Below are 25,820 nucleotides of genomic sequence, written 5' to 3'. Positions count from 1 at the left end.
TATTTGGTTTGGTTGCCTACCTCTCCCAACGCCATTTTTGTCTTTGCGCCTGTTAGCAGATCTGGTAGTCGGCTACCGGCTTCCTCATCCGGCACCATTCTTACCAGCAATTTTTTCCCGGGTGCACACCAGCGCACCCGGATTTTCCCGCCCTGGCAGGTTCGCTAGACTGACCGGGGGTTTGGGGCCGGCTTTGCTGAAGGGGAGCAGGGCCGGTCCTTGCGGGTGAGTAAGCGGAAACCTACCAGTACCTATCGGTTACTTTGCGGAAAAGAACCGATGTTGCAGGTTCCTTCTTCATCCTGACATTTTTCCCTTTTTCCTTCCCACCATGGCTGCTCCCATTTCCGCTCCTACCCTTCCCAAACCGCCCGCCACGCCCCCAGGCACCGAAGTGCCCAATTACACCCCCGCCCTGGCCTCGCTCACGGTGCTGTTTTTCATGATGGGTTTCATCACGGTGTTGAATGACATTCTGATGCCCTACCTACAAGGCTTATTCACACTTAATAATGCCAAAGCCAATCTGGTAAATTCCTGTTTTTTTGGCGCTTACCTGATAATGGGAATTCCGGCAGGTTTGGTGGTAAAGAAGTTAGGCTACAAAAAGGGTATGCTGGTGGGCTTTCTGGTAGCCGCACTGGGAGCTTTTCTGTTCTATCCGGCCGCCGAAGGCCGAACTTTCCCTTTGTTTCTAGGAGCACTTTTTATCCTGGCTAGCGGTATTGTGACGCTGCAAGTGGCTGGTAACCCCTACGTAGCCATTCTGGGGCCACCCGAAACGGCTTCCTCCCGCCTTACCCTTACCCAAGCCTTCAACTCGTTAGCTACTACCATTGCTCCCATCCTGGGCTCCGCGCTGATTCTTTCTAAACTCCCCAACCTTAAAAAATTGTCGGCGGCGCAGGCTGCCGCTCTGGATGTGTCGCCCGTTCAGAATCTGTATCTGGGCATTGGAGGCGTCTTGATTCTGATTAGTCTGCTACTGGCTTTTCTGAAACTACCCACCATCATCCACGCCCCCGCCGAAGCGGGCGACACGCGCCGCGCCTGGCATTACAAGCATCTGCTGCTGGGCCTGGTGGGTATTTTCACTTACGTAGGCGCTGAAGTGGTAATTGGCGCGCACATTGTGAAGTACCTCAGCCAGCCCGAGGTAATGAATCTGAGCCCCGAAAGTGCTGGTTACAAAGTGTCGTTCTATTGGGGTGCGGCCATGGTAGGGCGTTTCTTGGGCATCTTCCTGTTACGCACTGTTAAACCCAGTAGAGTACTGTTCTTCAATGCCATTGGCGCTGTTGTACTAGTACTGATTTCCATCAATACCACCGGACCAGTGGCCATGTACAGCCTATTGGCTGTGGGGCTGATGAACTCTATTATGTTCCCGGTAATTTTTACCCTGGCTGTAGCCGGCCTGGGCCGTCATACCGAAGATGCCTCGGGTATGCTGTCGGCCTCTATTGTGGGGGGGGCTATTATTCCTCCATTGTTCGGTATGATTGCCGACAGCACTATTGGCGGCGGCGGCATTCATGCGCTACGCTGGGCCTTTGTGCTGCCCGTACTCTGCTACCTCTATATCATGTGGTACGGCCTGAAAGGCCACAAACCTGCTCAAGTCTAAACTAGCCGGCCGGTACCGCTCCGCCACCCTTCCCGCTGCTGATTTCCTGCCTTTTCAATCGAACGGATTCGATTGACGGCCACTTGCTTGCCTATTCTTTCCGCCCCATGTCTCTCATTTTTCGCTCTTCCGCCGCCATGCTCCTGCTCGCCCTTGGGCTGGGCGCCAGCTGCCAGCGCCCGCCCCAGTCGGGCCCGGCCAGGGGCACGGCCGCCTTCTGGCTGACGAACCCCGATAAGTCGGTGCTGTTTCAGCCGCAGGCCGCACCGGCCTGGAGCAGCACCGCCCCGGTGGCCGGCACCCCGGTTATTGAGGTGGATGATAAGCAGACCTTCCAGACCATTGATGGGTTTGGGTATTGCCTCACGGGCGGCAGCGCTGAACTACTGCACCGCATGGCGCCCGAGGCCCGCCGGGCCCTTCTGCGGGAGCTGTTTGCCACCGATGGCTCCAACATCGGCGTCAGCTACCTGCGCCTGAGTATCGGGGCCTCCGACCTGGACGCCACTGTATTCAGCTACGATGACCTGCCGGAAGGCCAGACCGACCCCACCCTGGCCCGATTCAGCCTGGCCCCCGACAAGGCGCACCTACTGCCGGTGCTCAAGGAAATCCTGGCCATCAACCCCACCATCAAACTCCTGGGTTCCCCCTGGTCGCCGCCGACCTGGATGAAAACCAACGGCAACTATAAGGGCGGCTCCCTGAAACCGGAGTTTTACCCGGCCTACGCGCAGTATTTCGTGAAGTATGTGCAGGGAATGAAGGCCGAGGGCGTGCGCATTGACGCCATTACGGTGCAAAACGAGCCCCTGCACCCCGGCAATAACCCCAGTCTGCTCATGCTGGCCGAGCAGCAGGCCGAGTTTGTGAAAAAGCACCTCGGCCCGGCTTTCCAGAGCGCCAGAATCGACACGAAAATCATCGTGTACGACCATAACGCTGACCGGCCCGACTACCCCCTGACCATTCTGGGTGACCCCGAGGCCAAGAAGTACGTGGACGGCTCGGCCTTTCACCTCTACGCCGGCCCCATTGAGGCTCTGAGCCAGGTGCACAACGCCCACCCCGACCGCAACGTGTACTTCACCGAACAGTGGGTGGGCTCCATGAGTAAGTTCGAGGAGAATTTCCCCTGGCACGTACGCACCCTGCTGATTGGGGCCACCCGCAACTGGGCCCGTACCGTGCTGGAGTGGAACCTAGCCGCCGACCCCCAGCAGAACCCGCACACGCCTGGGGGCTGCACCGAGTGCCGGGGCGCCCTCACCCTTGCTGGCAGCACCGTAACCCGCGAGGATGCCTACTACATCATTGCCCACGCCAGTAAGTTTGTCCGGCCGGGCTCGGTGCGCGTTGCCTCCACCGCCTCCGAAACCCTGCCCAACGTGGCCTTTAAAGCGCCCAACGGCCAGAAAGTGGTGCTGGTGCAGAACAATTCCACCCAGGCCCAACCCTTCAGCCTCCGCTACCAGGGCAAAACCCTAACCTCCTCGCTGCAGCCCGGGGCGGCCGGCACCTACGTGTGGTAACCCCGCGCTTGCGGCGCCCAAATGCCCAGAGTACCCCGCCCCTGCTGGCGCGTGGGAAATGGTAGTGACCTAGCGACATCCATCGGGCCTGGCCCGGTAAAACCGGCTTTCCGGCCTCCCCAGGACCGGCTTGTTCCTTTTCCTTTTTCACAACCAATTCCCACTTTCATGAACATTCGTACTTTTTCGGGGGGCCGCGTGGCCCGGGCGTTGCGGCAGCTGCCGCTGGTACTGGCCGGTTTGGGCCTCGGGCAGGCCGCCCAAGCGCAGAGTTTTTTGCGGGCCGATGGGCAGCGCATCGTGAATGCCAGCAACCAGGAGGTCATTCTCAACGGCATGAACCTGGGCAACTGGGCCGTGCAGGAGGGCTACATGATGAAGGTGGGCTGGCCCGGCCTCGATGGCAAGCAAACCCAGGGTAAGGTTAAGAAGACGCTCTACAACGCGGGCATGACCGACGCGGCCGTGGAAACCTTCTACCAGAACTACCGCGCCAACTTCATCACCAAGCCCGACCTCGACTACATTGCCAGCAAGGGCTTCAACTGCGTGCGGCTGCCGCTGCACTATGAGCTGTTTCTGACGCCCGCCCAGCGGGCCGTGCGCAACAGCGTGATGCGCGGTACTGTGAGCTATGAGTCCTACGTGAGCCAGCTCACGGGCTGGTACAACAACAATCAGCTCTTTACTGACCCGGGCAACATGGCGGCCCTGGCCATGATTGACAACACCCTGGCCTGGGCCCAGGCCAATAATATGTACGTGGTGCTGGACATGCACGCCGTGCCCGGTTCTCAGGGTACGGATGCCAACATTGCCGACCAGATTGTGGCCAATGACCTCTGGAACCGCCAGATCAACCAGGACGTGCTGGACCGGCTGTGGCGCTTTGTATCGAACCGGTACAAGAACGACGCGCGGGTGGCTATGTACGACCTGATCAATGAGCCCAACAACTACCCCAGCAACCAGAAGATTCACGACGTATTGCAGCGGCTGATTACCTCCATCCGGGGGCAGGGCGACAACCACCTGATTCTGGTGGAGGGCAACGGCTGGGGAAACGACTACAACTACCTGGAGCCGTTTACCTTCCCCAACCGCAGCAACCTGGTGTACAACTCCCACCGCTACAGCGGCACGGGCTACGAAATGGACAATGGCGTGAACTCCACCGGGGGCGGGCCCAACGACCTGCGCTTCATTGGCAACCTGCGCAACTTCCGCAGCACCCACAACGTGCCCATCTGGATAGGGGAAACCGGCGAAAACTCCGATACCTGGATGCGCGACGCGGCCCGCAACCTCAACTCTGTGGGCATTGGCTGGTGCCACTGGACCTATAAGCGCTTCGAGGACCGTAGCAACCCCGCCTTCATGCACATCAACCCACCCTACGTGGTGGACGGGCCCGCCGGCCTCAACCAGGTGCTGACCAACATTCAGTTTGCCAACTGCGTGCCCAACACCACGGTAGCGGCCGTGTCGCCGAACCAGAACGGCATTGTGAACTATCCCGGCGGCGGCAACTACAACGGCACCGGCAGCGGGCCCGCCATCGGGCGCATCTACGAAATCAGCTCCAAAAACGGCGGCAAGGCCCTGGAAGTATCCAACAACTCCCAGGCTAACGGCGGGCGGGTGCAGCAGTGGACCTGGGTGGCTTCGGCCAGCCAAAAGTGGAAGCTGGTAGATGCAGGCGGGGGCTACGTGCGCCTGGTAAACCTGAACAGCAACAAGAGCCTGGATGTGGCTGGCCCCAGCACCGCCGACGGTGCCCTCACCCACCAGTGGGACTGGCTGAGCCAAGACAGCCAGTACTGGCAGATCATCGGCAACGGCGACGGTACCTACCGCATCATCAATAAATTTAGCGGCAAGGCCCTGGATGTATCCAACAACTCCACTGCCGATGGCGCGGCCGTGCACCAGTGGACCTACGGGGGTGGCGACAACCAGCGCTGGTGGTTTTCGGACCAGGGCGCGGCCCGGGTAGCCCTGGCCACGGCCGGCTCCGCTGCCGACCTGTGCCTGCAGGTGTACCCCACCGTAGCCGATGCGGAGCTGAGCCTGTACTACACTTCCGCCGCGGCTCAGCGCCTGCACCTGCGCCTGCTCGACCTTACCGGCCGCGTTGTGGTCAGCCAGCCCAACCAGGCCGTAACCAGCGGCGACAACCACCTGACCGTGCCGGTGGCCGCACTGCGGGCCGGCGTGTACCTGCTGCAGGTAGATACACCCGCCGGCCAGCTGGTACGGCGCGTGGTAGTTGCCCACGAATAAGCAGTTTTCATCACCGGCCCCGAAGCGGTTTCGGGGCCGGTATTCGGGTTTTGCCTATTGCTGGATTTTTTACGCTGTATCAGGCTGCCGCTATGGGTACTGCCCAATGGCAAATGGTGCAGCCTTCTGGGCCGGAACGTATCCTTCCGCCAGTTCTTTTGGAACTCTTTGGAAGATGTTTTTCAGCTGATTACTTACCTATGAAACTCCGCCCCACTCCTCTGCTGGTCATTCTGCTGCTGGCTGCTCCGGCTGCCCGGGCCACGGTGCGCCTGCCCCGCCTGGTAAGCTCCCACATGGTACTGCAACGCAACGTGAAGCTGCCGCTTTGGGGGTGGGCTGCCCCCGGCGAGGCCGTACAGGTGAGTTTCCGGGGCGCAACCGCGCAAACCAACGCCGGGGACGATGGGCGCTGGGCCCTCACGCTGCCGCCCCAGCAGGCCGGCGGTCCTTTTGCCCTGACGGTGCGAGGCACCAACACGGTGCAGCTCACCGATGTGCTGGTGGGCGACGTCTGGCTGGCCTCGGGACAGTCGAACATGGAATGGCCCCTGCGCGACGCGGCGGGCGGAGCGGCAGCCGTTGCGGCGGCCAATCACCCGCAAATCCGCCTATTCAACGTGCCCAACTGTGCCGAGCGGCGGCCCCTGGCGGAGCTGGCCGGGGGCGAGTGGCAGCCGTGCACGCCCCAGTCGGTGGCCGGGTTTTCGGCCGTGGCCTACTTTTTCGGGCGCGACTTGCAGCAGCAGTATAAGGTGCCCGTAGGCCTGATTGCCGCCGAATGGGGCGGCACCGTGGCCGAAGCCTGGACCAGCGCCGAGGCCTTGGGTAAACTCCCCGATTTTCAGCCCAAACTGGCATCCCTGGCCCAGCAAACCGGCTCCTTTGCCGAGCAGGAAGCGGCCTACGCCACGCGCCTGAGCAACTGGCAACGCAGCCCCGAGGGCCAGGACCGGGGCCTGCTGCCCGGCCAGCCCACCTGGGCCGACCCCAACCTGCCTACCACCGCCTGGAAAACCATGCCGTTGCCGGGCATCTGGGAGGCCTCTACCCCGGAGCTCAGCGACTTTGACGGCGTGGTGTGGCTGCGCCGCGACCTGACCCTGCCCGCTGCGGCGGCCGGGCAGCCGCTTACCCTCTCGCTGGCCCAGGTGGATGATGCTGACAGCACGTTTTTTAATGGCGTGGCCGTGGGCGGTACCCGCGGCTATGCCACCCCGCGCCGCTACACGGTGCCGGCCAACCTGGTGCGCGCCGGCCGCAACGTGGTAACCGTGCGCGTAACGGATACCGGCAGCGGGGGCGGCATCTGGGGCAAGCCCGCTGATATGTCGGCCACGGTGGGCAGCACCACCGTGGCCCTGGCTGGTGAGTGGCAGTACCGCCCGGCCTACACGCCCGGCACCCAGCCCCGTCCGCCCTACCCCGGTGGAGCCCAGAACGAGCCCACGGCCCTGTACAACGGCATGGTTGCCGCCCTGCATCCCTATGCGCTGAAGGGTGTAATCTGGTACCAGGGAGAAAGCAACGCCGGCCGTGCCGCCCAATACGAAACGCTGTTTCCGGTCCTGATCCGGGACTGGCGCACCCGCTGGCAGCAGCCGGCCCTGCCCTTTCTGTTTGTGCAGCTGGCCGGCTATATGGCTGACCCCGCCCTGCCTGCCGACCCCGACTGGGCCCGCCTGCGGGAAGCCCAGCGCCTCACCAGCCTCACCGTGCCCAGCACCGCCATGGCCGTGGCCCTGGACCTGGGCAACCCCGACGACATTCACCCCCGCAACAAGCTGGATGTGGGCCGCCGCCTGGCTCTGGCGGCCCGGCGCGTGGCCTACGCCGAAACGACCGTGCCTGCCTCCGGCCCCACTTTCGAGAAGCTCACTACCACCGGCAACCAGCTTACGCTCAGCTTCGGCAACCTGGGCGGGGGGCTCGTGTTGAAGCCGGCTCCTGACGGGGGCAGCTCCTTTGCCGTGGCTGGCCCTGACCGACGCTTTGTGTGGGCTCGGGCCGCGGTAAAAGGCAACACGCTGGTACTACAAGCTGAGGGCGTGCCCAACCCTGTGGCCGTGCGCTACGCCTGGGGCAACAACCGGCCCGCCACGCTTTACAACAAAGCCGGATTACCGGCTTCCCCCTTCCGCTCCGATGCCTGGCCCCGCCAGCCGGCCCCATAAGGCGGTTTTCCTGCATTACCTCTTCTCTCTTCATCATATGACAGTATCTTTCACCACTTCCCTGGGGGTAGCGGGCCTGCTGGCGCTGAGCTTGCTGGCCGGCTGCGGCGGCTCCGATAAGCCCGACCCGCAGCCGCAGCCTCCTACCCCACCTCCCTCCGTTACGCCTTCGCAGGTGCAGCTGTGGCTTACCACCACCGACCCATCGACGCGGTTTGCCAAGAGCACCGCTTCGCTGACTTTTGTTTCTGCTACCAGCCAGAACACGGCCATCTTTGTGGATACCACCCAGACCTATCAGACAATTGATGGGTTCGGCTATGCCCTTACGGGCGGCAGCGCTCAGCTGCTTTACCAGATGGGGGCTACCGAGCGGGCGGCGCTACTGCGGGAGCTGTTTGCCACCGATGGCACCAATATTGGCACCAGCTACCTGCGCGTGAGCATTGGGGCCTCCGACCTGGATGCCACCGTGTTTACCTACGACGATGCCGGCCCCGACCCTACCTTAGCCAACTTCAGTTTGGCTCCTGACCGCCGGCACCTGATTCCGGTGCTCAAGGAAATTCTGGCCATCAACCCCACCATTAAGATTCTGGGCTCCCCCTGGACGGCCCCGCTCTGGATGAAAACCAACAACAACTCGGTGGGCGGCTCTCTCAGGCCGGAATACTATGATGCCTACGCCCGTTACTTTGTTAAATACATTCAGGGCATGAAGGCTGAGGGCATCACTATTGATGCCGTTACGCTGCAGAATGAGCCCTTGTACGGCGGTAACAACCCCAGTATGCTGATGACGGCGGCCGAGCAGGCCAACTTCATCCGGGACAACGTGGGCCCGGCCCTGCGCGCAGCCGGGCTGACAACCAAAATTATCCTCTACGACCATAACCTGGACGTGCCAGAGTATCCGCTTTCCGTTCTGCGCGACCCGCTGGCCAGTCAGTACGTGGATGGCTCGGCGTTTCATTTGTACGGGGGCAGCATTAGCACCATGAGCACCGTGCGCAATGCCTTCCCGGGCAAGAACGTGTACTTCACGGAGATGTGGACGGGAGGCCCCGGCAACTTCAACGCCGACTTTAAGTGGCATATGGATAATCTGATAATTGGGGCCACCCGCAACTGGAGCCGCAATGTGCTGGAGTGGAACCTGGCCGCCGACCAGAACTATGGGCCGCACACCCCAGGCGGGTGTACCACCTGCCTGGGGGCTATAACCATCAACGGCAACACTGTAACGCGCAACTCGGCCTACTATACGGTGGCGCACGCGGCCAAATTTGTGCGGCCCGGCTCGGTGCGCATCAACACCAACGTGCCCGGCAACTTACAGAATGTGGCCTTCAAAAACCCCGATGGCAGGAAGGTATTGCTCGTACTGAACACGGGCAGCACTTCCCAAACCTTTGATATTCAGTACCGCGGCAAAGCCGTTACCACCACTCTGGATGCCGGCTCGGCTGGTACCTACGTGTGGTAAGCATGAAACCGGGGCGGGTTTCTCTGCTCACCCCGCATGACCTCTGCCACCGCCAGTCAGTACTTCCCATTTGATACTCATGCACAAAACCTTCTTTACCGCACTGTTGGCCGCGGGCATCAGCACGGCTGCTACCGCGCAGAAACCAGCGGCCAACACTCCCAAAACCTACTCCGCCGCCGGCCGGCGGGTGCAGCTGTATACTACCGCCAGCGGCACGCAGCAGCGGCTGGCCACGGGAGCGGCGCTCAGCTTCCAGCCAGTAGGCCAGCCTCTGGAAACCCAGCCTACGGTATTCGTGGACCCCACCCACACCTTCCAGACGCTGCTGGGCATAGGCGGGGCACTTACCGATGCTTCAGCCGAAACCTTTGCCAAGCTGCCCAAAGCCCAGCAGCAGGAGTTACTGCAGGCCTACTTCAGCCCCACCAACGGTATCGGCTATACCCTAGCCCGGACCAATATTGCCAGCTGCGACTTTTCCAGCGGCAGCTACACCTACGTACAGGACAACGACAAGGACCTGAATACCTTTTCGGTGAAGCACGACGAGCAGTTCCGGGTGCCGTTTATCAGGCAGGCCATTCAGGCGGCCGGCGGTAAGCTGCCGCTGTACGTGAGCCCCTGGAGCCCTCCGGCCTGGATGAAGGACAACAACAACCTGCTGCAGGGCGGCCACCTCCGCCCGGAATTCCGGCAGGCCTGGGCCAACCACTACGTGAAGTTCATTCAGGCCTACGAGAAGCTGGGTATTCCGGTGTGGGGCCTTACTGTGCAGAACGAGCCCATGGCCAAGCAGCGCTGGGAGTCCTGCATCTTTACGGCCGAGGAAGAGCGGGACTTCGTGAAGGGCTTTCTGGGGCCCACGCTCAAAAAAAGCGGCCTGGCCGACCGGAAGCTCATTGGGTGGGACCACAACCGGGACCTGATGTTTCAGCGCGCCAGCACCTTGTTCGACGACCCCGAGGCCAGCCAATACTACTGGGGCCTGGGCTACCATTGGTACGAAACCTGGACCGGCTCCGCCATGCAGTTCGATAACCTGCGCCGCGTACACGAAACCTACCCCAGCAAAAATCTGGTGTTTACGGAGGGCTGCGTGGAGAATTTCAAGCTCGACAACGTACAGGACTGGGCGTTGGGTGAGCGGTACGGCAACTCCCTCATCAACGACCTGAACGCCGGCACCGTGGCCTGGACCGACTGGAACGTACTGCTGGATGAAACCGGTGGCCCCAACCACGTGGGCAACTTCTGCTACGCTCCCGTTATTGGCGACACCCGCAGTGGAAAGCTCATCTATACCAACATGTATTATTACATCGGTCACTTTTCCAAGTTTATCCGGCCCGGGGCCCGGCGCGTGGCCGTGGCCTCCAGCCGTGACGTGCTGCAGGCCACGGCCTTCCTCAATACCGATGGTAAAGTAGCCGTGGTAGTGATGAACAGCACCGAAAAAGAGCAGCCGTTTCAACTCTGGATAAAAGGCCAGGCCGCCCAAACCACCAGCCAGCCCCACTCTATTATGACCATGGTAGTGCAATAGAGAACGTCGTGCAGGAATTCAGGGCACTGGCACCCTGGCTTATTTTCCGCAGTGCCGCGCAATGCGCCAGCGGCCTGCTCACCAAGCCCTGATTCTCTTGCTCCCGGTGCTTACACAGGCAGGCGAAGAAACCCGGCAGCCGCTGTCAAGCACCCTCCAGTTTCTCACCTTACCGGAAACGTCACCAACAAAAAGGGCGAAGCCGCTGTGGCTTCGCCCTTTTTGTTGGTCGGCTTCCGAAAAGTCAGTCCGCTCCCCTAACTAGCATTCTGGTTTCCGGAAGCCCCCGCTGCCCCGTCCCACACGAGGCGCGGGTTTAGTCCGTGCTTATTGGGCAGTTAGTGTGAAGGCCGCCATTTGCACGTCGCGGGAGTTGCCGCCCACCAGTACCTGGAAGTCGCCGGGCTCGGCCACAAACTGCAGATCAGCATTGTAGAATTTCAGGTCTTCGGGCGTGAGGCGGAAGGTAAGCATGCGACTTTCACCCTTCTTCAGCATAATTTTCTGGAAGCCTTTCAGCTCCTGCACGGGCCGGGAAATAGAGCCTACCAGGTCGCGGATGTAGAGTTGGGCTACTTCCTCGCCGTCGTAGTTGCCCGTATTTTTTACCGTTACTTTCACGTCGAGGACTCCGGTCATGGGTAGCGTGGCCGTGCTTAGCTCGGGCTTGGAATATTCGAAGCTGGTGTAGCTCAGCCCGTACCCAAACGGATACAGCGGATCGTTGGTTATGTCCATGTAGCGCGACTTATACTTATCCAGCGCTACGCCCTGGTACGGCCGTCCCGTCATTTTATGGTTGTAGTACAGCGGAATCTGGCCTACCGATTGGGGGAAAGTGGCGGTGAGCTTACCCGAGGGGTTGTAGCTGCCAAACAGCACATCGGCAATGGCATTACCGGCCTGAGTGCCCGCAAACCAGGTTTCCAGAATGGCGTCAGCGTTTTTATCCTCCCAGGGCAGCGTAAGCGGGCGGCCGTTCATAAGCACCAGCACCAGCGGCTTACCGGTTTTCTTGAGGGCCTTGAGTAGTTCCAGCTGTTGGCCTGGCAGCCCAATGTCGGCGCGGCTGGCAGCCTCCCCCGTCATGCCCTGGCTTTCGCCTACGGCTGCCACAATTACATCGGCACCCTGGGCTACCTGCACCGCTTCCCGAATCATCTCCTCCGAACTACGCTTGTCCACGTTCAGTTCGCCGCCATGAGCATTCAGGCGGTCAATCATCTGCTGGTCATCGGTGAAGTTGGCTCCCTGGGCTGTTACCACCTTTACTGAGCTGCCAACCGCGTTCCGGATGCCTTGCTCCAGCGACACCGCCTGTTTCCAGTCGCCGGCGCCACTCCAGCTCCCAATCATATCACGCTGGCGGGTGGCCAACGGACCAACAAGGGCAATAGTCCCCTGCTTTTTGAGGGGCAGGGTGTTGTTGCCGTTTTTGAGCAGCACCATACTCTTACGGGCAATGTCGCGGGCATCGGTGATGAATTCTTTCTTCATCATGGTGGCTTTGGCGCGCTTCTCGTTGGTGTAGAGGTAGGGGTCTTTAAATAGCCCCAGCTTCCACTTGGCTTCCAGAATGCGGCGGCAGGCCTGGTCAATCTGCTCCTGCTTTACGGTGCCATCCTTGAGGTTCCGGGCCAGGTTGCGCAGGAAAATTTCACCCACCATATCCTGGTCGATGCCGGCATTCAGGGCCAGGGCCGAGGTCTGGGCGTCGTCGCCCATGCCGTGGTTGGTCATTTCATTAATGGCCGTATAGTCAGTAGCTACAAAGCCCTTAAAACCCCACTGATTACGCAGCAAATCGGTCATCAACCACTTATTGCCGGTTGCCGGCACCCCGTTAATATCATTGAACGAGGACATAAACGAGCCCGCCCCGGCATCGAGGGCAGCTTTGTACGGAGGCAGGTACTCGTTGTACATGCGCACCAGACTCATGTCGGTGGTATTATAGTCACGGCCGGCCTCGGCAGCACCGTACAAGGCAAAATGCTTTACGCAGGCCATTACAGTGTTATTCTTGCTCAGGTCGTCGCCCTGGTAACCGTGTACCATGGCACGGGCTATCTGAGAACCCAGATACGGGTCCTCACCCGAGCCCTCACTGATGCGGCCCCAGCGCGGGTCGCGGGCAATATCCACCATGGGCGAGTATACCCAGTTAATGCCATCGGCGGAGGCTTCCTCGGCGGCAATGCGGGCGCTGCGCTCCATGGCAGCCAGGTCCCAGCTGCTGGCCAGGCCCAGGGCAATTGGGAAAATGGTACGGTGACCGTGGATTACGTCGTAGCCGAAGATGAGCGGAATATGCAGGCGCGACTCCTTCACGGCCATTTCCTGGAGCTTGCGGGCTGCCACCGGGGTAAAGGTGTTCAGCACGGCTCCTACGTTGCCCTTGCGGATGTTGGCATCCACATCCTTGCTGACTACCGGCCCGGTTACATCAAAGCCCACCGTAATCAGATTCAGCTGGCCGATTTTTTCTTCCAGCGTCATCTTTTGCATCAGCTCACTGATGAACTTGGTCATCTTCGGGTCATCGGCCTGGGCAGTGGCGGCCGTTGGCATGGTAGCTTTCTGGGCCTGCAGCTGGGGGGTAAGCAGCCCCAGTGACATGAGCAGGGCGGTTCGAAAAACTCGTTTCATGTGGGAAAAGAAATTATGGGAAGTCAGAAGTCAGAGCCAGCGCGGACAGGACAAGGAACCGGCCATCATGCAGAGGCGGAGCCGAAGCCTCCCGCGTGCTGACGTTACCCAACCACTGTGTTGCCATTAGAGCGAAATGCTTCGGCTCCGCCTTTGCATGACGTTCTTTTACTCCGTTAACACCAAGGAAAACTGCACAACGCTACTTCACTTCCAGCACGGGAGTGCGTGCGGAAATACCGTTTTCGTTGAGGGCCTCGATGGTAAAGTAGTATGGCAGGTCTTTGTCCATGCCTTTGAAGTAGTATTCGGCGGCTCCGTGCACCAGTATGCAGCTGTAGAGCTTGTCGGGCGCTACGCCAACGTGGATGTTGTAGGCGTAGGCATCGTCGGAAGGAGCCCATTTCAGCCAGGCGCTGCGTTTGTCCTTCTCGGTGCGCAATACTACAAAACCTTTTACTTGGTTGGGTGCCGAACCAGTGCCCTGCCCAAAAATTCGTAGTCCGCTGAGGGCAAACTTACCCGTAGGCATATGGATATTTTCCAGTTTGAGGTAGCGCGTCTGCACAGGTTTTTTCAGCTCAATATAGTCGTGAGGCACGTCGGTTCGGTTTTGGCTTTTATCCACCAGCAGCTTCCACTTTTTACCATCTTTCGACTCCCAGAGCCGGTACTGGTGATACGTGCCCTGCTGCTTGCCCAGGAACTCGGCGTCCTGATCGGCGTAGTTGATCTGGATGGCGCGCACGGTGCTCAGGCTGCCTAAATCGGTTTGTAAATACTCGCCTTTATTGGCCGTTTTAGCACTCCAGTAGGTTTTTATACTCTCATCCACGGCGTAGTTGGGCAGGTTACCCCCGAGCGTGGACGAGGCCTGAACGGGCTTCTGGTAGTTGAGCAGCATCCAGCCGGTAAACCGGCTTTTCAGGTGGTCCTCGGGGCTGGTGGGCAGGTAGTGCGGGTAGTCCCCGAAATCGGTATTTGAGTACAGCACGCCGTCCTTATCGAAGCCGGCCGGCCACAACCCCAGTCGGCGCTCGAAATTGTTTTTTACCGATATGACCATTGTCGACAAATGCCACCAGTTGCCGTAGGTATCCTGAAAGGTGTTGCCGTGGCCGGCCCCGCGGGCAAAACCACCGGGCTTGTAGGCAAACGGGTTGTGTACCTGGGGCACAAATGGTCCCAGCGGCTTGTCACTTATCTGCACGCCATCGGCGTAGCCGCTGAACTCGGTGCCGGGCGCACCATACTGTAAGTAATACTTTCCCTGACACTTAGTCATCCAGGCACCTTCCATAAAGGGGTCCAGGAACGTGTTATCTAAGTATTCGCCGAAGCGCTGCCACCCGTACTTGGCATCGTTCAGTTTGAAGAGCTCTTTCCGCTGCCCAATGGGCTGAAACGTTTTGCGGCTGATTTGCTGCCCATAGAGCGGGTACACGTTGGAGCTGCCCCAGTACAGGTACAGTTTGCCGTCATCGTCCAGGAAAAAGTCCGGGTCCCAGGCTCCAATCTGGAACGGGTCCACGGCTTCCTTCCACTCCCCGGACTTGGGGTTAGTGCTCATCCAGATGGGAAAGTTTTTCTCCTGGGTAGAGCCGTAGGCCAGCAGCGTATCGCCCAGCACAAACACGGCCGGGGCGCACAGGTCATCATACACCTTGTGCTCAGGCTTGAGGAAATGGCGCGGCACAAACTTCCAGCTGTACAAATCGTGGCTCCACCAGTAGCCCCATTGGTTGGTGCTGAACAGGTAGTAGTCGCCCTTGAACAGGGTGATAACCGGGTCGGCGGTGGCGCGGTGCTTCCCGGCCTCGGCGAAGTTGGGAATGGGCGTATAGCCGTAATCCAGATTCAGCGGGTTGCAGTAGGTACGCTGCCCGCCGGGGCTGGCCGTGGGCTGGGCCTGCGCGGCAAAACTCAGTAGCGCGGCAAGACAAAGAAGCAGAATGGAACGCATGGGAACGGGTGGAAAAGAACGTCATTCCGACGTGGGAGGAATCTCGCGGGCAGCAGTAATCAATTCAGCAAAGCAACCTCAGCACGCGGGATGCTTCGGCTGCGCCTCTGCGTGACGGGCTGGCTTACTTTTTCAGCTGTGGGCTCTCGAAACCGAGTTTGGTGAGGCCGCGCTGCACGTCGGGGCTGCTCATGAACAGCTTCCAGAGCAGGCCGGTCCGGTGGTTCTCAATCATGGCCACAATGGGACCCTGGTCGATGGCCAGGTGAGACTTGGCGTACCAGTTCTGTTGCTCGCTGAAGCCATCCACGAAGCCGTACTCGCTCCAGATATTGTCGCCCAGGTCGTTGTAGAAGTGCTTCAGCGCCGCCATCGACTCCTTGGGCGCGTAGGGCATGGCCGACAGCGCGGCGGTGGGCGAAATCACGCTCAGGTCCTCGGTGGGCGAGTGGGCGGCGTAGCCCTGGTAGCTGTCGGAGGCGGTGAGGCCCCAGCAGTCGGGGCCGTAGCCTTTGAATTTCTTGGGGTTGTCTACGCAGTAGGCGTAGTTGATGCGGGTGTGGGCCTGGTTTTGCTGCCAGTAGTCGGCATACTGGTCTTTGAGGCCGCGCGGGTCGAGGCCCAGGAAAGAGTAGTGCGAAAAAAACAGCGGCCCGCCCAAATCAAAGCCCAGCGGCAGCGTGGTGTTGTAGAACTGCTTGCCGTTCCGGAAGTAGCTGCCGGTAGCCCAGCCCTGGTCGTACACCTTCTTGTCAATGGCGTATTTAGGCGAGGCCGCGGCCAGCACGTAGGTAATCAGGCATTCGTTCCAGCCGTGAATCTGATGGTTCATGCTCCAGCCGTTGTTGGGGCTCCAGTGCCAGTACAGCACGTTCTGGCCGCCCTGGGTGTGCCAGCTCCACTCCACGTTTTCCCACATCCACAGAATTTTGTTGCGCAGCTGGCTTTCGGCGGGCGTATTGCCGGTGAAGTACTGGCGGGCGCAAATCAGACCTTCGTACAGGAAAGCTGTTTCCACCAGGTCGCCGCCGTCGTCCTTGAGGCTGAAGCGGATGGTTTTGCCGGTGGCCCCGTCCATCCAGTGCGGAAACACGCCGTGGTACATGTCGGCCTTCCACAGGAAGTTCACGATTTTGAGGGTCCGCTCGGCGGCCTGCTCCCGCGTTATCCACTTACGCTCCGCCGCCACAAGGATGGCCATTAGCCCGAAGCCGGTGCCGCCGGTGGTTACCACTTCGTCGCCGTAGTCGAAGGAACGGTTGCTCCGCTCCCGCGCCATGCCCGACACGGGGTGCCCGAAGTCCCAGAAGTAGCGGAACGTCTGGCGCTGCACCAAATCCAGCAGCTGCTCGTCGGAGAGGTTGCGGGGGCGCTGCTTCGGGTCGAATTTCGGGCTGGCGGCCGGGGCTTTTTTGGGGGCCGACTTCTGCTGGGCATCGGCCAACACAGGCAGCAGGGCCAGCAGAACAAGGAGAAAACGGTGCTTCATGGGTGGAAAAGGTTAGCGCAGGGCAACGGATAGTTCTTTGGTGAGCGGGCCGGCTTGCAGACGCAGCGTGTAGGTGCCGGCCACGGCGGCCACCCCGAACCGCACGGCATGCACGCCCGCTGCTTTGGCCTCGTTCTGCCAGATGGTTTCGGCCACGGTGCCATCGGCTTTCAATAGTGTGAGCGTGGCCGCGCCAGCCGTGGACAGCGTTACGTCCAGCTGGTAGGCGTCCAGGTCGGGGTGGCGCAGCAGGTCCACCAGATTAGTCCGGACTTCAGGCACGCTCAGGGCAAAGCCGGTTTCGTAGGTGGGCGCCTGGATGCCGGCCTGGCGCAGGCCGGTTTGCAGCTCCGGCGTAGAGCGGCCCAGCTGCCAGAGCAGGCCAGTGCGGTAGTTCTCCAGCATCACCACAATCGGGCCCTGGTCGATGGCCAGAAAGCTGGTAGCAATCCAGCTCTGGCTGCGGTTGTAGGCATCATAGGGCCCATACTGCCCCGTTACCGGGCCCAGGCTGGTGCCGTATAGGTTGCGCAGCACCAGCATAGAATAGTACGGGGTATAGGGCATGGACGACAGGGCGGCCGTGGGAGCCACGGTGCCGTTGTCGTCGGTGGGCTGGTGGGCGCGGTAGCCCATCGGGTCGTCGGAGGCGGTGAGGCCCCAGGAGCTGGCATAGTAGCCGTGGCTTTTCGGGGCCGAGTACAGGCACCAGGCCCGGTTGATGAGCGTGTGCCGCACGTTCTGCAGCCAGTAGTTGGCGTACTGGTCCTGCATCTGCCGGGGGTCGAGGGAGAGAAAAGAATAATGCGCGAAGAACAACGGCCCGCCGTACGCGGGGCCCAGGTTTAGCGGATAGCCTTCGTAGGTGGCCGGCGCAGTGTTCAGGCCCGCAGCCCAGGTGCTCCGGTACACAGCCGGCGCAATAGGGTGCGTGGGCGAGGCCAGGGCCAGCACGTAGGTTATCAGGGCTTCATTCCAGCCCCGGATAGGCAGATTCATCGCCCAGCCGTAGCGCGGGCTCCAGTGCCAGTACAGCTGCCCGTCGCCGCGGGAGGCGTACCAGTCCCACTCCACGCCTTCCCAAAGCCGGGTAATCTGCTGGCGCAGGGCCGTTTCGGCGGGGTCGGAGCCGTTGAAATAGGTGCGCGCAAGCAGCAGGCCGTTGAGGAGATAGGACGTTTCGACCAGGTCGCCGCCGTCATCTTTGGGGCTGAATGGAATAGCCGCGCCGCTGCTGCCGTTGAGCCAGTGGCTCCAGGCCCCGTGGAACCGGTCGGCGGAGGCCAGAAACGTGCAGATTTTTGTGACTTGCGCCACGGCTTCCGCCCGCGTCAGCCAGCCCCGGCTGCTGCCCACCACCAGGGCCTGCACCCCGAAGCCGGTGCCGCCGCTGGTTACGGTTTCGCCGGAGCCGGTCCGCTCCCGCGCCATCCCCGACACGGGGTGGGCGTAGTCGCGGAAGTAGCGAAACGTAGCTTCCTGGACTTGGTTCAGCAGGGCCCGGTCGGCAGCTACACTGCTGACGGTAGGCGTAGGTGTAGGGTCGGGAGTGGGCACGGGTGGGTCGTCGGCGGGCGGGTGGCACGCCGCCAGCAAGGCTAGCCCCAGTATCCAGCGGCTGGTGGTTATCCAGTTCATAGCAGTGCAAATGGCACGAATAAAAAAAGCCCCGGAGCCGGCAAAATCGGTTCCGGGGCTTTTCGCTGCTTAGTAGCCGGGGTTCTGCGTTAGCTTGCCACCGGTAATGTTGATTTGCTGCTGCGGAATGGCAAACACTTCGTTTTTACCATCAACAAACTGCTTGCCCTGGGCCCGTAGTACCTGACCAGCGCGGCCCTGGCGCACCAGGTCGAAAAACCGGTCCCCGCTTTCCAGGGCCAGCTCCACGCGCCGCTCCTGCCAAATGCGGGTCCGCAGGGTAGCCTGGTCGGTGGTGGTAAGGGCAGCCAGGCCAGCGCGGGCACGAACCTGGTTTACCGCGGCCAGGGCTTTGGTAGTCTGGCCCAGCTCATTAGCAGCTTCGGCGTTGATGAGCAGGATTTCGGCCAGACGCAGGATACGCACGTTCTGGTCTTTGCCGTAGCCGCAGCTCCGGTCGGCGGCGGAGGGCACGTAGGCTTTCTGATTATAGTACGGGTTAGCCGCTGCCGCATCAATTCGGTCGCCCTGGGGCGTGGTTTCGCCCCGGTACAAAATAGTGGCTTCCCGGCGCTTATCCCCGGGTTCAAAGGCGGCTACCAGTTCCGGCGTTGGAATAAAGAAACCCCAGCCGTACTGCGGGCGGGCTCCCTGCACCTCAGCCCACTGGCTATTGGAGGCGTCACAGTTGCCGGGTACCGTCTGAGCCTGTATCTCGAAGATGGACTCCGGCCCGTTTTCGCCGGCTATCCGGAACATCTGGTCATAATCCGGGGCCAGGGAGTAGCCCAACCCGATTACCTGGTCGCTTAGCGCCACGGCATCGGCCCACTGCTTCTGGTACAGCTTCACTTTAGCCAGCATACCCAGGGCCGCCCCCTTGGTGGCCCGCCCCCTGTCGGCGGCCGGGTAGGTAGTTGGCAGGGCTGCGCCGGCGTCCGTCAGGTCGGCTACAATCTGCGTGTACACTTCCTCCTTGCTGTTGCGGCCCGGGTTGATTTCCTCCGGCGAGCTGGTATTGGTAATGGGTTTCAGCACCAGCGGCACGCCGCCGTAGGCCCGCACCAGGTTGAAGTAGTGGTACGCGCGCAGAAACTTCGCCTCAGCCAGCAGCCGGTTTTTCAGGGCCGCATCCATGTTGATGTTGGGCACGTTGGCCAGTACCTGGTTGCAGAGGTTAATGCCCTGATACTGCCCGCCCCAATAGTCGTTCAGAATGCCCTCAGTGGGCGAAAACGTGAAGTTGTCGTAGGCATTCAGGAAGGAGGCATCCCCGGTTACGCTGCCTTTATCGGCATCGTCGGAGCTAAGGGTGGTAATGGCCAGGTGGGCAAATGCCACCAGCGGCCAGGCGCGCAGGTTGCCGTAAATGGAATTGACGCCCTGAATGGCCTGCTCCTGGTTGGTGAAGAACTGCGTGTCGCGCTGCTGGCCCTGGGGCTCAACATCCAAAAACGAATCCTTACAGGCGGTGATGCCGCCAGCCAGGGTGGCAATGCACAACGCACTCAGCGCGCTACGCTTTATATAAGAGAAATTGCGGTACATGGTGGGAGGGGTTGGCGGTTAGAAGGTCACGTTAACGCCCACGTTGTAAGTGGCCGAGAGTGGGTACACGTTCAGGTCGATGCCGGGGCTGAGGTTGCCGGTGGAGTTACGCAGCAGGCCTACTTCCGGGGTGAAGCCGGTGTACTTGAACCACGTTACCGGGTTCTGGGCGTTGGCGTAGAAACGCACGCCCTGCACGTGCAGCGTATTGGCAAAGGCCTTGGCCAGGGTATAGCCCACCTGCACGTTCCGGATGCGGATGTAGTCGCCCTTCTCCACGTACCAGGTGTTGGCGTTCAAATCGTTGCCGCTGAGGGCAGCGCCGGGGTACTCGTTGGACGTGCCGGCTCCGCGCCAGCGGTTATCGAAAAAGTCCTTGGTGAAGTTCTCGTTGCCGTAGCGTACGCCCTTGGTACCGTTATAAATATCCACGCCGGCCACGCCCTGCAAATCCAGCTGCGCATCAAAGGCCCCATAGTGCATACCCAGGTTCACGCCGTAGTTGAACTTAGGGTTAGGGTTGCCGATGACCTTTTTGTCACTGGCATCAATCTTCCCGTCGCCGTTCAGGTCCCGGTAGCGGAATGAGCCGGGCACGGCCCCGCTGGTTGCCTGCGGGGAGTTGCGCACCTCGTCGGCCGTCTGGAAGATACCTTCCACCTCATAGCCGTAGAACGCACCCAGGGGCAGCCCTTCGCGCACAATAGAGGTTTGCACACCCCCTACCGGCAGGTTGCCGGCCGGCAGGTCGGCCCCGATGGCCGTAAGGCTCAGCACCCGGTTCTGGTTGTAGTTCACGTTGAAGCCCGCGTTGTAGCCGAACTTGTCGGAACCCTGGTCGGCCCAGTTCATCGTGAATTCTACGCCCCGGTTGCGCAGGGTAGCATAGTTACCTGTGGTGCGGCTGTCACGCAGGCCCGCCGTGGCCGGCACCGGAATGCTGAAAATAGCATCGGAGGTGCGGCGGTTGTATACATCGATGGTGGAAGTCAGCCGGTTTTTCAGGAAGCCCAGGTCCACCCCCAAGTCTGTTTCCTCGGTAATCTCCCAGTCCAGAGTGCGTTGCGCCAGGGCATTAATGTTGCCACCGGTGTAGGGAATCCCCCCGAAAATAGCCGTGTAGTACTGGGCTCCGGCTCCTACGGCCACCGTTTGAATGGCAATATTGGAGGGGATGTTGTTGTTACCCAGGCGGCCCCAGCTGCCGCGCAGCTTCACCAGATCCACGGCGCTCTGGTCTTTCAGGAAGCCTTCTTCTGTGAGTACCCAGCCGGCTCCTACCGAAGGAAACAGGCCGTAGCGGTTATCCTCCGAGAACTTGGAGGAACCGTCGCGGCGCAGGGTGGCCGTGAGCAGGTACCGGTCCTTGAAGGCATAATTCACGCGGCCGAAGTAGGAGGCAAACGTGTACTTGTCGGCGGGCGTCTGGATGCGGGCTGTGCTGGCCGTGCCCAGCCCCAGGTACAACGACGACTCGTTGTAGTACGGCACGTCGTTGATGGTGCCAATGAATTGGTTAAACTGGTCGCGCTGGGCCGAAACGCCCACCAGGGCCGTTAGGCGGTGGTTACCGTCGCCGAAGGCATGGTCGTAGGTCAGGGTGTTTTCCCAGAGCCAGCGGCTGTTCTTGGAGTTGGAAGCCGTGAGGGCACTGCGGGTGGCAAACTGCGTGCTGGTGAGCGAGTCCTTGGCCTGGTAGTTCCGGTACTGGGCCACGCCGTAGTTCACGCCCAGGCTGGAGCGCAGCGTAAACGCCTTCAGAAAATTGATGGAAGCGTATATGTTGCTAACCAGCTGCTGCCCGTTGGATTTCTGGTTGTAGCGGTCCAGCGTGGCCTGGGGGTTGGCGAAATTGCCCAACGGGTAGTCCTTGGAGTCGCCGTAGTTGCCGTTGGCTTTGAATACCGGTAAAACCGGCGGGGCCACGAAGGCCTGGTAAAAGAGTACATCGGCCGGAATATCAGTAGAGCGGTAATTCTGGAAGATGGCGCTGTAGCCCACTTTGATGTGGTCGGTGGGGCTGTAGTCAGTCTGCAGACGGGCCGTGATACGCTCGTAGTCGTTTTTCTGCACAATGCCCTGCTGCTTAAGGTAGCTCCCGCTCACGCTGTACGTTACCTTATCCGAACCGCCCGACATGCTGAGCTGGTGGTTGTGGATAGAAGCCGTGCGCGAAATCTGGTCGAACCAGTCGGTGGTAGGCAGGTTACCGGCCAGCGTCTGGGCACCGGTCCGCTCGTTAATGAGCGTGGCGTACTCCGAGGCGTTGGCCATCTGCACCTTGTTGGTGATGCGCTGCACCCCACCGAAGCCATTGTAGCTTACGTGCGGTGTGCCGGCTTTGCCCCGCTTGGTGGTTACCAGTACTACCCCATTGGCCGCGCGCACCCCGTAAATGGCGGCGCTGGAGGCATCTTTCAGAATTTCAATAGAGGCAATATCATCCTGGTTCAGGAAGCTGATATCATCCACAAAGGTGCCATCCACTACGTACAACGGGTTGGCGCTGCCCAGCACCGAGCCCGTGCCCCGCACCCGCACCTGGGGCGTGGCACCGGGCTGGCCGGTATTGGTAATCTGTACGCCGGCCACTTTGCCCTGCAGGGAGCTAACGGCATTCTGGGAGGCCTGATTGACCAGCTCCGTACCTTTTACGGATGCAATGGAGCCGGTTACGTCGCGCTTCTGCTGCGTACCGTAGCCTACCACTACTACCTCATTCAGCAGGGCTTCGTTGGCGGCAAAAGAAACATCAATGGTGGTGCGGCCACTAATGGCAACTTCCTGGGCAGTGTAACCCACAAAGGAGAACACCAGGGTAGCGCCCTCCGGGGCCTGCAGGGAATAGCGGCCGTCACCATCGGTCTGGGTACCCATGCTGGTACCCTTTACTACCACGTTCACGCCGGGCAGTGGGGAGCCTTTCTCATCTACTACCCGGCCCGTTACGGTAATATCGGCAGCGGGGGCAGCAGGCTTCAGAATAATGCCGCTGTTGATGGGCTCGTAGGCAATGCGCAGGGGGTCGAGCAGCACATGCAGTACCTCAGCCAGGGGCAAGCCGGTTGTTTGAATGGTAACGCGGCGGCTGGCCCCAATCAGCTGGCGGCTGTACTGGAACCGGATGTTGGCCTGGCTTTCAATTTTGGTGAGTACTGTGTGTACAGTCTCGTTCTGGGCCTGCAGCGTAATAGGCTTTTCCAGATACTCCTGGGCGGCCATGGGCAGTGAGGCGGCGGTGGCCAGGCTACTGCTGAGCAGGGTAATGCACAGAGGGTGCAGCAGGGCCGTCCCTTTCCAGGAAAAGGGCGAAAAAGCGTGTAGGGGATGGTTCATAGAAAGGTGGGAATTGATGAAACGCGCCCAGCCACATGGCTACGGCGCCGGAAATCCGGAAGCGAGCTACAGGGCAGCAAACCAACCCTCGCTAGAAGGCCAGATGGGAATTGTTGCACGGCAGCAGTACAGCAGATACGGCAGGGGCTAATGCATCATAGGCAGGCAACTGAGAGCTAGATGAACAACAGGTGGAAGGAAGAACGGCGCGGAGTTAACGGGCGGCGCAGCCGGAGCTGCGAAAAAGAATATGGGTATCGGTTTTCTGGTAGCTCGCACCCAGCGTTTTGCAGAGCACATCCAGCTTGGCGTACAGGGACTCCTCGCGGAGGTTGAGCGTAACGGAGCAATTGGCCAGCGCCTGGGCATCAAACTCAATGGTAACGCCATAGGCTTTCTCCAGGGCCATCAGTACCTCCGCCACGGGCCGGTCGTCGAATGCAAACGACTGGGCCAGCACCTGCACGGGCTCGGCTACCAGCTGGCGGGCCAGGGCATGGCGCTGGGGCGAGTACACGGCCTGCTGGTTGGGTAGCACCACAATGGGCGCCGGAGCCACTGCCACGGCAGCATCGGGCCGGGGCTGCACCCGCACACGGCCGGTGCGCACTTTTACTACTACGGGGCCCTGGTTTTTGGGCGCTTGCACCAGAAAGCTGGTTCCCAGCACCGTAGTTACCACCTGGCGGGTATACACCCGAAATGGATGGGCTTTGTCGTGGGCGACTTCAAAAAATGCCTCGCCCTGCAGATACACCGTACGATGCTGCGCGGCAAACCGGCTGGGGTACTTCAGCTGCCCACCCGGCGCTACCCGCACGGTGGTGCCATCAGCAAGGCGTACTGTGCTGGGCAGCGTGGTGGTATTAGCGTAGTGCTGCCAGCCGCTGGCTTGCCGGGGCGCAGTAGCCACCGGAGCAGCAACCGGCCGCCCGAGGTAACCCTGCACCCCTGCCCCCACGCCCAGGGCCAGCACTGCCGCAGCAGCCCAGCGCCAGGTGCCCGCGTACCAGGGGCGGCCTACTTCTGGCGGACTCAGGTCTTCGGCCAGGAGGGTGCGGGCCGAAATCTGCTGCCACATGGAGGCCCGCACCTGCTCCTGCTCAGCCGGCGTGAGCTCTAGGGGAGCACGCTCATGGCTCAGCAGGTCATACCACTGGTCTACTACCCTGGCTTCCTCGGGTGTGCATTCTCCCCGCTGGTACCGCTGTAGTAAAGCGTGCATATCGGTTGGATTCATAGCTGTTCAGCGTGAGGTAAAGAGGCGGGCTACTTGGATAGTCGGTTAACTGCCGTACCACCCTAGCCCACCCCGAAAAAAATTTCACAAAAAAGCCGGCCTCAGGCGGAGGTCGGCCCACAGGCACTCTGCCTGAGTTCTGTTGCTTGGGCCTGCGCCCGAGGCCAGCCCGCACCCTAGCCTGCTCACTCCCACCACTGCAGCAGCACCGTTAGCAGCAGAAAGTCGCGCAGACTCACGCGGAGCGCCTTTAGGGCGCGGGTCAGGTGGTATTCCACTGTCTTCGGGGATATGTGCAGCTTCTCCGCAATTTCGGGTACCGACTGATGCTCCAGCCGGCTCAGCCGGAACACTTCCCGCGTATGCTCGGGCAGTTGCAGCAGGCTGTGCAGCAATGCCCCCGACAAGTCGTCGGCCGCTACGGCTTCCTCGGTGCTGTGGTCTTCGGCAGTACGCTGGGGCAGAGTGCGCTCCACGTATTGTTCCCGGCTCATGCGCAGCTTCAGGGCATCAATTACCCGGTATTTTACGGCGGTGAGCAGGTAGTTAGGTACTTGCTGGATGAGTACTTCGTGGCGTTTGTGCCACAACGATACAAACACATCCTGCACAACTTCCTCGGCAGCTTCGCGGGAGTGCAGGCGGCGGTAGGCCGCATCCAGCAGCCGCGGCCAGTACCGCTCGTAGAGTTCGGCAAAGGCCAGGTTGTCGTTTTCCCGCAGCCCCCGTACCAAGTCTGCATCGGTGCGGGCAGCGTACAGCTGGTGGCGCATGGCGGACGGAGGAACGGAGGGCGGCATGGGAGCAAGCTAAACTGCTAACGTAGGAATCTTATCAGGAACCTACAAAACCCAACCCGTTTCGGCCTCTTTCCTCCCTGGCCGGCTGTATCTTTCGCCGCTTACCTGTTCTTGCTGCCTTTTTCGTGTCTGCTTCTTCTGCTCCCACGTTGCTCTTCATCTGTAGCCAGAACCGCTGGCGCAGCCTCACGGCCGAACGGTTATTCGATAACCGCCCCGATTATATGGCCCGCTCGGCCGGCACCGAGCCGGGGGCCCGGGTGCGCGTAACGGCCGGCCACCTGGGCTGGGCGGATACGATAGTGGTAATGGAGCGCAAACATGCGGACTATCTGCGGCAGAAATTCCCGGATGCGGTGGAAGGCAAACGGCTTGTTATCCTGCGTATTCCGGATAAATTTCAGTTCATGGACCATATTCTGCAGGAATTGCTGCGGGAGCGGCTCACGGAGCACCTGGGCGTGGAGTGGTAGCCGGGGGGCAACCCCGCCCCCGGCCGCCCCGTTGAG

The 25,820-nt window shown here is 60.7% G+C and carries 15 protein-coding genes; 7 read left to right on the top strand and 8 right to left on the bottom strand.

The window, feature by feature from the left end; all coding sequences use genetic code 11:
- The first annotated feature begins 331 nt into the window (after positions 1–331).
- The 6 genes from EI290_RS10940 (at position 332) to EI290_RS10915 (ending at position 10,648) form a co-directional block, all read left to right on the top strand.
- Positions 332–1,627, top strand: a complete 1,296-nt coding sequence (locus EI290_RS10940) for a sugar MFS transporter (RefSeq protein WP_125429734.1) — start codon at positions 332–334, stop codon at positions 1,625–1,627.
- Between the two features lie 107 nt (positions 1,628–1,734).
- A complete protein-coding gene (locus EI290_RS10935) occupies positions 1,735–3,159 on the top strand; it encodes a glycoside hydrolase family 30 protein (protein WP_125429732.1) in 1,425 nt (474 codons plus the stop codon).
- A gap of 168 nt (positions 3,160–3,327) precedes the next feature.
- Positions 3,328–5,442, top strand: coding sequence for an RICIN domain-containing protein (locus tag EI290_RS10930; RefSeq protein WP_185816950.1), 2,115 nt, complete (start codon positions 3,328–3,330; stop codon positions 5,440–5,442).
- 200 nt (positions 5,443–5,642) lie between these two features.
- The gene (locus tag EI290_RS10925) at positions 5,643–7,616 is read left to right on the top strand and encodes a sialate O-acetylesterase (RefSeq protein ID WP_185816949.1); all 1,974 of its coding nucleotides are present in this window, start codon (positions 5,643–5,645) and stop codon (positions 7,614–7,616) included.
- A 37-nt stretch (positions 7,617–7,653) separates the two neighbouring features.
- Entirely contained in the window at positions 7,654–9,102 is a 1,449-nt protein-coding gene (locus EI290_RS10920) for a glycoside hydrolase family 30 protein (RefSeq protein WP_125429723.1), read from the top strand.
- A gap of 79 nt (positions 9,103–9,181) precedes the next feature.
- Positions 9,182–10,648: a glycoside hydrolase family 30 protein gene (locus tag EI290_RS10915; protein WP_125429720.1), complete on the top strand. Its 1,467-nt coding sequence runs from the start codon at positions 9,182–9,184 to the stop codon at positions 10,646–10,648.
- A 327-nt stretch (positions 10,649–10,975) separates the two neighbouring features.
- Here EI290_RS10915 and bglX read toward each other — a convergent pair whose 3' ends face one another.
- From bglX to EI290_RS10875, 8 genes are all read right to left on the bottom strand, one after another.
- A complete protein-coding gene (bglX, locus tag EI290_RS10910; protein WP_125429717.1) occupies positions 10,976–13,297 on the bottom strand; it encodes a beta-glucosidase BglX in 2,322 nt (773 codons plus the stop codon).
- A 202-nt stretch (positions 13,298–13,499) separates the two neighbouring features.
- Positions 13,500–15,260 carry a family 43 glycosylhydrolase gene (locus tag EI290_RS10905; RefSeq protein WP_125429714.1) on the bottom strand — a complete coding sequence of 587 codons (1,761 nt, stop codon included), beginning with the start codon at positions 15,258–15,260 and terminating at the stop codon, positions 13,500–13,502.
- Positions 15,261–15,384: 124 nt separating this feature from the next.
- Entirely contained in the window at positions 15,385–16,749 is a 1,365-nt protein-coding gene (locus EI290_RS10900; protein WP_125429711.1) for a glucoamylase family protein, read from the bottom strand.
- 12 nt (positions 16,750–16,761) lie between these two features.
- Positions 16,762–18,387 carry a glucoamylase family protein gene (locus EI290_RS10895; protein WP_125429708.1) on the bottom strand — a complete coding sequence of 542 codons (1,626 nt, stop codon included), beginning with the start codon at positions 18,385–18,387 and terminating at the stop codon, positions 16,762–16,764.
- 69 nt (positions 18,388–18,456) lie between these two features.
- Entirely contained in the window at positions 18,457–19,935 is a 1,479-nt protein-coding gene (locus tag EI290_RS10890; protein ID WP_125429705.1) for a RagB/SusD family nutrient uptake outer membrane protein, read from the bottom strand.
- An 18-nt stretch (positions 19,936–19,953) separates the two neighbouring features.
- Positions 19,954–23,271: a SusC/RagA family TonB-linked outer membrane protein gene (locus tag EI290_RS10885; protein WP_246008923.1), complete on the bottom strand. Its 3,318-nt coding sequence runs from the start codon at positions 23,269–23,271 to the stop codon at positions 19,954–19,956.
- A 214-nt stretch (positions 23,272–23,485) separates the two neighbouring features.
- On the bottom strand, positions 23,486–24,511 hold the full coding sequence (locus tag EI290_RS10880) for a FecR family protein (RefSeq protein ID WP_125429702.1): 1,026 nt from the start codon (positions 24,509–24,511) through the stop codon (positions 23,486–23,488).
- Between the two features lie 185 nt (positions 24,512–24,696).
- Positions 24,697–25,284: an RNA polymerase sigma-70 factor gene (locus EI290_RS10875; RefSeq protein WP_185816948.1), complete on the bottom strand. Its 588-nt coding sequence runs from the start codon at positions 25,282–25,284 to the stop codon at positions 24,697–24,699.
- 152 nt (positions 25,285–25,436) lie between these two features.
- Between EI290_RS10875 and EI290_RS10870 the strand changes: the two genes are divergently transcribed.
- On the top strand, positions 25,437–25,784 hold the full coding sequence (locus EI290_RS10870) for a low molecular weight protein tyrosine phosphatase family protein (protein WP_246008922.1): 348 nt from the start codon (positions 25,437–25,439) through the stop codon (positions 25,782–25,784).
- The last annotated feature ends 36 nt before the right edge of the window (positions 25,785–25,820 follow it).

Origin of the sequence: Hymenobacter metallilatus, assembly GCF_003944705.1 — a bacterium.
In the GTDB taxonomy this organism is placed as follows: Bacteria; Bacteroidota; Bacteroidia; order Cytophagales; family Hymenobacteraceae; genus Hymenobacter; species Hymenobacter metallilatus.
This window is presented reverse-complemented; position numbering and strand designations above follow the sequence as displayed.

What these genes read in the sequence shown, in the direction of transcription:
- EI290_RS10895 (WP_125429708.1), bottom strand. Translation starts at nt 18,387, where the DNA reads ATGAACTGGATAACCACCAGCCGCTGGATACTGGGGCTAGCCTTGCTG.
- EI290_RS10915 (WP_125429720.1), top strand. Translation starts at nt 9,182, where the DNA reads ATGCACAAAACCTTCTTTACCGCACTGTTGGCCGCGGGCATCAGCACG.
- EI290_RS10940 (WP_125429734.1), top strand. Translation starts at nt 332, where the DNA reads ATGGCTGCTCCCATTTCCGCTCCTACCCTTCCCAAACCGCCCGCCACG.
- EI290_RS10920 (WP_125429723.1), top strand. Translation starts at nt 7,654, where the DNA reads ATGACAGTATCTTTCACCACTTCCCTGGGGGTAGCGGGCCTGCTGGCG.
- EI290_RS10905 (WP_125429714.1), bottom strand. Translation starts at nt 15,260, where the DNA reads ATGCGTTCCATTCTGCTTCTTTGTCTTGCCGCGCTACTGAGTTTTGCC.
- EI290_RS10875 (WP_185816948.1), bottom strand. Translation starts at nt 25,284, where the DNA reads ATGCGCCACCAGCTGTACGCTGCCCGCACCGATGCAGACTTGGTACGG.
- EI290_RS10930 (WP_185816950.1), top strand. Translation starts at nt 3,328, where the DNA reads ATGAACATTCGTACTTTTTCGGGGGGCCGCGTGGCCCGGGCGTTGCGG.
- bglX (WP_125429717.1), bottom strand. Translation starts at nt 13,297, where the DNA reads ATGAAACGAGTTTTTCGAACCGCCCTGCTCATGTCACTGGGGCTGCTT.
- EI290_RS10900 (WP_125429711.1), bottom strand. Translation starts at nt 16,749, where the DNA reads ATGAAGCACCGTTTTCTCCTTGTTCTGCTGGCCCTGCTGCCTGTGTTG.
- EI290_RS10890 (WP_125429705.1), bottom strand. Translation starts at nt 19,935, where the DNA reads ATGTACCGCAATTTCTCTTATATAAAGCGTAGCGCGCTGAGTGCGTTG.
- EI290_RS10935 (WP_125429732.1), top strand. Translation starts at nt 1,735, where the DNA reads ATGTCTCTCATTTTTCGCTCTTCCGCCGCCATGCTCCTGCTCGCCCTT.
- EI290_RS10925 (WP_185816949.1), top strand. Translation starts at nt 5,643, where the DNA reads ATGAAACTCCGCCCCACTCCTCTGCTGGTCATTCTGCTGCTGGCTGCT.
- EI290_RS10885 (WP_246008923.1), bottom strand. Translation starts at nt 23,271, where the DNA reads ATGAACCATCCCCTACACGCTTTTTCGCCCTTTTCCTGGAAAGGGACG.
- EI290_RS10880 (WP_125429702.1), bottom strand. Translation starts at nt 24,511, where the DNA reads ATGAATCCAACCGATATGCACGCTTTACTACAGCGGTACCAGCGGGGA.